Annotated in this window: 8 protein-coding genes; 4 read left to right on the plus strand and 4 right to left on the minus strand. The window is 43.1% G+C overall.

Annotated elements, in window-relative coordinates; all coding sequences use genetic code 11:
* Nucleotides 1-159 precede the first annotated feature (159 nt).
* Nucleotides 160-972, minus strand: a complete 813-nt coding sequence (locus F6K46_RS36635) for a calcium-binding protein (protein WP_293067582.1) — start codon at nt 970-972, stop codon at nt 160-162.
* A gap of 393 nt (nt 973-1,365) precedes the next feature.
* Between F6K46_RS36635 and dndE the strand changes: the two genes are divergently transcribed.
* Entirely contained in the window at nt 1,366-1,761 is a 396-nt protein-coding gene (gene dndE, locus F6K46_RS36640; RefSeq protein WP_293067585.1) for a DNA sulfur modification protein DndE, read from the plus strand.
* Nucleotides 1,762-1,783: 22 nt separating this feature from the next.
* Here dndE and F6K46_RS36645 read toward each other — a convergent pair whose 3' ends face one another.
* Both F6K46_RS36645 and F6K46_RS36650 read right to left on the minus strand, forming a co-directional pair.
* A complete protein-coding gene (locus F6K46_RS36645; protein WP_293067588.1) occupies nt 1,784-2,419 on the minus strand; it encodes a DUF2062 domain-containing protein in 636 nt (211 codons plus the stop codon).
* A 188-nt stretch (nt 2,420-2,607) separates the two neighbouring features.
* Nucleotides 2,608-3,216: a thioredoxin family protein gene (locus F6K46_RS36650; RefSeq protein ID WP_293023288.1), complete on the minus strand. Its 609-nt coding sequence runs from the start codon at nt 3,214-3,216 to the stop codon at nt 2,608-2,610.
* 269 nt (nt 3,217-3,485) lie between these two features.
* Between F6K46_RS36650 and F6K46_RS36655 the strand changes: the two genes are divergently transcribed.
* Entirely contained in the window at nt 3,486-3,890 is a 405-nt protein-coding gene (locus F6K46_RS36655; protein ID WP_075900204.1) for an NIL domain-containing protein, read from the plus strand.
* 94 nt (nt 3,891-3,984) lie between these two features.
* Nucleotides 3,985-5,211 carry a HEAT repeat domain-containing protein gene (locus F6K46_RS36660; protein WP_293067592.1) on the plus strand — a complete coding sequence of 409 codons (1,227 nt, stop codon included), beginning with the start codon at nt 3,985-3,987 and terminating at the stop codon, nt 5,209-5,211.
* A 156-nt stretch (nt 5,212-5,367) separates the two neighbouring features.
* Here F6K46_RS36660 and F6K46_RS36665 read toward each other — a convergent pair whose 3' ends face one another.
* Complete coding sequence (locus F6K46_RS36665; RefSeq protein ID WP_071986957.1) at nt 5,368-5,487, minus strand: photosystem I reaction center subunit VIII; 120 nt, start codon at nt 5,485-5,487, stop codon at nt 5,368-5,370.
* 1,444 nt (nt 5,488-6,931) lie between these two features.
* Here F6K46_RS36665 and F6K46_RS36670 point away from each other — a divergent pair.
* Nucleotides 6,932-7,417, plus strand: a complete 486-nt coding sequence (locus F6K46_RS36670; RefSeq protein ID WP_198954299.1) for a photosystem I reaction center protein subunit XI — start codon at nt 6,932-6,934, stop codon at nt 7,415-7,417.
* Nucleotides 7,418-7,846 lie beyond the last annotated feature (429 nt).

The following is a 7,846-nucleotide window of genomic DNA, read 5'->3' on the forward strand; positions in this document are numbered from 1 at the left end:
CCAACGATGGGGAAATAGAAACTTTTGTTGATCCTCAGGTTAACTGCTTGGGCTTCTGGGAGGTAGACCCACACACCTAACTATTTGTCAAGTACATTTTATACAAAATTAAGATGCGATTACCCTGGTACTTATAGCTAAATCCTGACCTTAAGATTGCTATAGTTGTACATCAATTAAAGTTGCCAAAATATCCCCACTTTCGGCAAATACTAAGGTACTATTTCCAGAAACAGTAAAACTGAGTTCATTATTTTGGAAGACATCTTGACCTGATTGGAAGCCATGAATAGTAACTGCTCCCTCACCCTCTAACAGCAAAAACTCGTCAATACCACTGCCAAGGAAAACAGTATCATTCCCAATGCCAGCACTAATAAAATTATTGCCAACTCCGGCAAAAATTAAATCATCACCCAAGCCAGTCGTAATTTGGTCATTACCAGTGCCAGCGTAGATTTTATTGTTACCGGATTGAGCATCGATCAGGTTATCTCCAGCTCCTGCGAAGATAACATTATCACCAAATTTAGTGGTAATTCTGTCATCGCCAGCGCCCATGTAGATGATATTGTCACCAAAAAGAGTAGTGATAAAGTCATCCCCATCACCAGCAAAGATTTCATTATCCCCCCTTTCCGTAGAAATTGTGTCATCCCCAGCACCAACAAAAATCTGATTGTTGTCACTTTTAACCAGGCTGATCTGGTTATCCCCCTCCCCTGCAAAGATTAAATTCTCATTACTTTCAAAGACTGTAATCACATCATCGCCAACGCCTGTGTAGACAGTATTATTGCTGCCCATACCTACGCTAACCCGATCACCCTGATTGCCTTCATTGGCGAAGATGGTATTATTCCCCCCTTGGAAAACGGTAAGATCATCCTTGCCAGTGCTAGGGAAAATAGTAGTTTTTCCACCGCTAGCTGAAATCATGTCGTCGCCCGGTGTGCCCAAAATTGTTCTCATTATCAAAATCACGCGAAACAGTTTCGAGAATGTTAAAAGTCATCGCCCAAGCTGGCGTTGTAGAAGCGCAAAGCCTTTAGCCGCTAATAATTACCATTACTAATTCCCATGACAATAATGACAGCGCCAGCATTAGACATTGATCACTTTTTTAGTCCAGTAGTAGTAAACAGCAAACTTTTTCTGCTACTGAAAAAAATTTTAGGTGAAAACCCATAGAGCTTGATTAAATTCTAATTAACTAGGTGAAGATTAATGTAAAGATTAAATAAAGATCAACGTCAGACAATACTATCAATTAAGGTAAGGCGATTCCCTTCTACCTTTAACTTTTAACCTTTTACCAAAAAGGTGGTATCAGTCCATTTGAAGCAATTAAGCATTAATTTATTCATGCAACCCCCAATCAACCAGATCACACTTTCCCAAACTGCCAAAGACCAACTCATTAAACTCAAACGTCAAACCAAAATCCCTCAGTGGAATGTTCTTTGCCGCTGGGCAATCTGCCGTTCCCTCGCCGAACCGACAATGCCCTCGCCGGTTCCCATACCTGCCGATAGTAACCTCGAACTCACTTGGAGCGTGATGGCAGGAGATATGGCTGATCTGCTCCTAATTGCTCTCAAACAACGCTGCCATAACGATGGCTTAACTTTGGATCAAGAAAATCTAGGGAATCAGTTTTGCCTGCACCTTCATCGAGGTATTGGTTACTTAGCAGGGGATACCACTATTAAAAAAATTGAGGATTTAATTTCCCTGAGTGTTATCAAGGATGAAGAATGAAGTATCAAGTTTTACTCAGGACTCAGGAGTTAGCACTATAGTGGTCAATGCGATGCGTTCGCGAAGCGGTTCCTTGTTCCTTTGGAACCGCTTCGCGAACGGAACATCGCTTTTTCTGACACTTCAAGGCACGAGAAGTCCGCAATCGATAGATCAGCTTTACACTCAACCAATAACTAACCACAGCACAGACCAACCCAACCGCGAAACAACCAACAAATAAGGTTAGGACAATTTCTGAGCCCAATTCTCTAAATTCCTGCCAAGATTGGAAACTCACATTAGCCAATTCATCCTGATTCAGTAGCCATTCTCCGACGTGAAAGTTGAATGCAAAAATCGGTACATAAGTCAAGGGATTACTAATCCAAGTTCCAGCAGTAGCAGCTATTTTGTTCCCTCGCAAGAGTACCGCCAGCAAAATCCCTATAATTAACTGGAGACCAAACAGCGGAAAGAACCCAGCAAACACACCACATGCTAAACCTCGTGCGATCGCTTCTGGTTTTCCTTGCATACGAACCAAGCGCCAATATATGTATTTTAGGCGTCGTCTAAAAGTTCCCCTCGGTCTGATCGACTTTCGTTTACCTAGGTCAAGGGGTTTGGTGGCTGAGGGTAAAGGCTGTGGGTAGCTTGACAGGGATTTTCTAGACATTTTCGCAAATCAATCAGCAACCCTCTAGCAACTGGGGCAGATTATTCTGGGGCAGATTATTAGTCAGCAGGTAATCTTTACTGTAGCGGAAAATTAGCTTCAAGGGCGAAAGCCAAAGGGCAAAGGGGAAAATAAAGCTACAAAAATCTTAATAAATTTTATGCAAGCTTCCTTATACCTTGTGCCTTTTACCTTGTGCCTTTTACCTGACTGCCATGGCTACGAGGATCATCTTGAGTAGTGATTGTAACTGACAGGGAATCGTCAATATCCGAAACCGTACCACTAGCTTGGCTATAAGGTAAAGGCACATGGGTTACTATGGCATCTAAGTTAGCTTCGAGTACTTGACGGGGTTGTTCTCCAATAGTTTGGGCGATCACTGTGCTGGCTTCATCAAAATATACAAAATGAGGAATACCATCTACTCTATACTTGACCAATTCTGGTAACCACTTGCTGTTATCCACATTCAGCATGACAAAATTGACTTTGGTTTTATACTGCTGTTTCAGTTGACCCAAATCCTTTGCCATGGCTTGACAGCTGGTACACCAGTTGGCATAAAACTCCATCAAGGTTGGCTTGCCATTGCTCAGAGCAATCTCTAGAGGGGTAGATGCTTCAGCTTGGGCTTCCAAGGAACCGAGACTAGTCTCAGTTTTTAATCCCAAGAATAGGGCAACACCCAGTGCGATCGCTACTAGGGCAATTAAAAAGTTTCTGATCCGGCTGCCACTAGTGGGTACTGAAGGGGAGGATGATGGTGTAGTTGAGTCTGGTGAATTAATAGCCATCTTGCTAAAACTTTCTTGCTATAACTTTATAATTTTTTACATTTTACAACAAGAGCACTTAGGCACCAACAGCCTTAAAACCCGGTTTATAGTTATAATGTCCGGCAATAGCACGGTTTGGGGCGTAAGTTCTGAGCAACTTAGAAGTAAATGAGATTAAAACGTTTTTTTGTTGACGGTTGACGGCTGACTGTTGAGTGTTAACTGTTAACGAGTGGGAATGTTAGGTTTATTTTTACTCCTGTACTGATAAAGTTTGACAAATCACAATGAAAAAACGGGTAACCCTGACCTTTCCCCGACGGGCGATTCAGATGCCGGTGGCTTACCGATTGGCAAAGGATTTCAATGTGGCTGCTAATATCATCCGGGCCCAAGTCGCTCCCAATCAAATCGGCAAACTTGTGCTAGAGTTATCTGGCGACATTGATGAGTTAGATGCTGCGATTGAGTGGATGCGGACGCAAAACATTGATGTTTCCCTGCTAAGTCGCGAGATTTTGATTGATGAGAATAGTTGTGTCGATTGTGGCTTATGTACTGGGGTTTGTCCCACTCAAGCCCTTAGTCTTGAGCCAGAGACATTCCGATTGAAATTTAAGCGATCGCGTTGCATTGTCTGTGAGCAGTGTATCCCCACTTGCCCTGTTCAGGCCATTTCTACAAATTTTTAAGATTTCAGACGCCTTAAGCTATTGCCCAACAACCCTGTTTTCAGGCACACTTTCAGATAAAATCAACTAAATATCAACCCCAAGAGGAGCCCTCATGATACCAATTATTGTAGCTATACTTGCAGCAGCCGTTGTTGGGGCAATCGTATTTTTTATACTGCAAAATAAACTGGATTTTCTCTCCGAACAAACCGACAGAAAATTAGAAGTTTTTCAAAATAAGTATGAGGCTAGGATACAACAAAGTTCTCAAGCTCTGCAAGAAAGTTATCGAGAGCAGTTAAATCAGAAAATTGCCGAAGTCAAAGATCAGGCAGAGTCTAGCGCTGCTGCTCCTGTCCAATCTTTACAGGAAAACTATCAGGCTCAGTTAACCCAAACCACTAATGAGCTGAAGCAACAACTTGATGCTAGTCTTCTGGAAAGTGTCCAATCCTCGGAAGCAAGATATCAAGAACAATTGACACAAGCTACCCATGAGTTAAAGGAAGAACTTGAATCTAATTTTCGCAACGAGCTGCAATCTTTGGAAGCGAAATATCAGGCTGATTTAGAGTTAGCCCATCAAAAAATTGCTGAATTAGAACAAGCTCATAAATCCCCAATACCAGACCAGGTTAAGAACCTAGAGAAAACCGAGGATAGTTCAGGGGAAACTGGTAATGAATTAGTGGAATTATTAGAAGAGGCAGAAACAAATCAAGACGAGCCTCAACAAGTTGTCAAGGACGAAATCTTGCCTGAGCCGAGTCAGCCAGAGCAACCAATGGTGACAGAAACCCCAATTATTACTGATCAGCCCAGCCAAAGTGATCAAGACTTGGAGGACGAAATATTGCCTGAGCCGAGTCAGCCAGAGCAACCAATGGTGACAGAAACCCCAATTATTACTGATCAGCCCAGCCAAAGTGATCAAGACTTGGATGAAACCATAACTGCTTTGGAAAATTATGCTCAAGCCAGCGATATTCCCCAGTTAAGTAACTATATCAATCATCCTGAAAGCCTTATTCGTGGATCAATTGCATCAGCTTTGGGTAAAATTGCTGCTGCTCAAGGATTCAGAGCCGAAATTCAACAGGCCATACCCCTGATGGGCAAATTGATTCAAGACCCCCAACCATCGGTGCGAAAGTCTGCTGTTGAAGCCCTGAGTAATATTAAATCTGAAAAAGTTATACCCTTGCTTGAAAGGGCATTAAGGGATCCAGATAGTGATGTGGTTAAATCTGCCAGTGCTGGGATTAGTCAGTTTAAGAGTTATCGGCGAACTCCCAAGCCCAAAGCTGCTAAGAAGACTGTAAAGCCCTCTAAGCGTTAACGAGTGCTCTCATCGAACAGCATCGCCCAAAACCCTAGGGAGGTGGGGATTGATGACCCTTTCTGGGGAGTCAACCCCCATGCATGATTTAGTCCCACTCTTACCCATACTCCCTTGAAAAAAGGGGGCTGGTATCGTGCAGGACTTCTAGCTTGTTTAGTCAGCGTCGCTTTCAATGTGGATAAACAAAAGTCCCAAAACTACAGTAGGCATAACTAAGCCTATGAAGGGGACTAGCATCGTTGGTAAAAAAGAAGCTGCGTATGCGCCTGTCATATCTTATTTTCCTATTTGCCAATTAATACAGTAACAAGTTGAACCTTTAACCACACCAACCCAATTAGGTATGGTGTTGGTTGCGGGTTTGATCTCAAGCAAGACTCTACCTACCGAAGTAAGTGTCGGTCTTACACTGCCAAGCCTGGGCTTTGCTCTAAATTTAAAGAGCCAGCACTGCTATCGATGATAACTGAAACAAGGCAGATACCCGCTTACTAGAGGGGTAGATTAGTGACATACTCCCACACGCTTATCGTTCGCGTAGCGTCGGCTTCGCCGAAGATTACAGTGTGGGCTTCTTACCAACTCCAGCCATCGCTTAGGATACTCGGTAAGCTTTATTAACGACACGGGATGCCCCTCCGCGCCGGAACAATACAATAAGTTCTATTTTTAAGCACGTAGGTGGCGGTTAGCTCTTAATTTGTTTTCCCTACTATTTTTAGTATAACGTTTTTCAGGCTGTTTATAGCGAGTTAATGCTCCGCGATTCATCCCGGAGATGAAACCTTAAAAGAGTGGAGCCTTACTACAAAAAGATTTAACCCTTAACTCACAGACTGCCAACTATTTTGGCTCCACTCTTTTTGCGGGAACTTCTGACCACACTCATGCTGCGCATGTTCGTTGTGGGGCATGCCCAGCGGAGGAAGCTAAGCAGGTAAACAAAATTAATGGCACATTTTCCAAAACTCAAAGCCTTGCAGGGTAAGGGTTACAGAAATTTGGAGTAGGTAATTAATTCTGTGTAGGTGCTTATCGATTTTTTCGACAAGTTAATCCTATCATGGTTCACGACTATGAAATACCTTGATCTACCTCGGAATTTCCGAGACAACCTGTGGCAAAAACCTGATAGTTGCTTCTGGCCTTGCTGAGTCTTTGATGGCGTCAATTCTAATCAGTCTGACATCCCTCTATTGACATCAACATCTCTGGTTGACCTAGACAAAAGCACACAACTCCCGTCAATTTGGGTTAACTTCCCGTTTCACCTCCTAGGATGGCAGGGGTTATCCCAACCCGCCCTTATACCACCGACTCAGCCTCTTCAATGGCTCAGATTACTGGAAAGTTTATCCGAGTCGGATAATTATTAAGATTTTTAACAAAACTTCCCCGAAATTCTTTACAAAAATTCATTAATTTTTATTACAAAAACCGAATAGGCTGAAAGGGGGTTAGTCATCAAAACCGTTGGTTTTAGGTTATTACAATGGTTTGGCAAAGGTGATATTACCGTAAAGAACTAAAGCTAAAATTGTTGCCATAGACTAAGAAGGTTAGAAAAAAGAACAATATCTCGTATAATCCGTTACGAGAGGATGCACTTCTCAGCAAAGATTACTCGTGCTGATTCTTTCAGTTCCTTTTCTCCCCCCTAAAGTATGATTACTCAAGGGGTTTATCCGATTTTTAAGGAGATAAATTTACAATGACGATGGATGTAATTGACCATGGTGGAGATCCCCAAGTGGGTAATCTAGCCACCCCAATTAATTCCTCTGCTTTCACAAAAGCTTTCATCAACAACTTGCCAGCCTACCGTAAAGGGCTCTCAGCCAATCGCCGGGGTCTAGAAGTTGGTATGGCTCATGGCTACTTTCTGTATGGACCGTTTGCCTTACTAGGTCCGTTACGTGGGACAGACTATGCCAGCACAGCTGGTTTACTGGCAACAGTTGGCTTAGTGGCTCTTCTGACAGTTGCTTTATCTATTTATGGAGCGGCTGGCTCCGGCAAACCTAAGGCAACATTGACCACACCCAATCCACCAGAAGACTTAGGAACTAAAGAAGGCTGGAGTGAATTTGCCAGTGGTTTCTTGCTTGGTGCTTGTGGCGGGGCATTTTTTGCCTATTTCCTATGCCAGACACCTCATCTAGCGCCACTGCAAAAGATTGCTAGTGGAGTATGGTCTTCTTAACTCTGACTGGAGACAAGAGTTTCTGATCGCGCAGCGGAGGCGAAAGCCGATAGCTAAGCAAGAGAGTAAGGTGACTGACACTTAGTTAAATCACCATATTCTCTTGTTGGCACCCCACCAAAGAGATAGATTTCAGGAAAAGAGGGATGTTCCTTGTTAGGAAGGAACTCCTTTGCAATGCGCGAGCATTGAACTGCTACGGGAAGGCACGACCCATGGTTGGGCTGTGATAACTCCTTTTTTCTAGTCATCGAGGATTTCTTTCCCAAAAATTTTGGGTAATCGCGCCCCGTCCTTCTAGGCTTTCAAGGGTATGTTTTTAAGATTCATCCAGGGGCAGGAGAAAAATCGGGAATAAATCTACCTGTAGGTAAAGGCATGCCCTTAATCGCAGATGCCAAAATTCTTAAAAATCCTCGTCTGAAACAA

The organism is Moorena sp. SIO3E8 (assembly GCF_010692445.1).
GTDB classification, from domain to species: domain Bacteria; phylum Cyanobacteriota; class Cyanobacteriia; order Cyanobacteriales; family Coleofasciculaceae; genus Moorena; species Moorena bouillonii.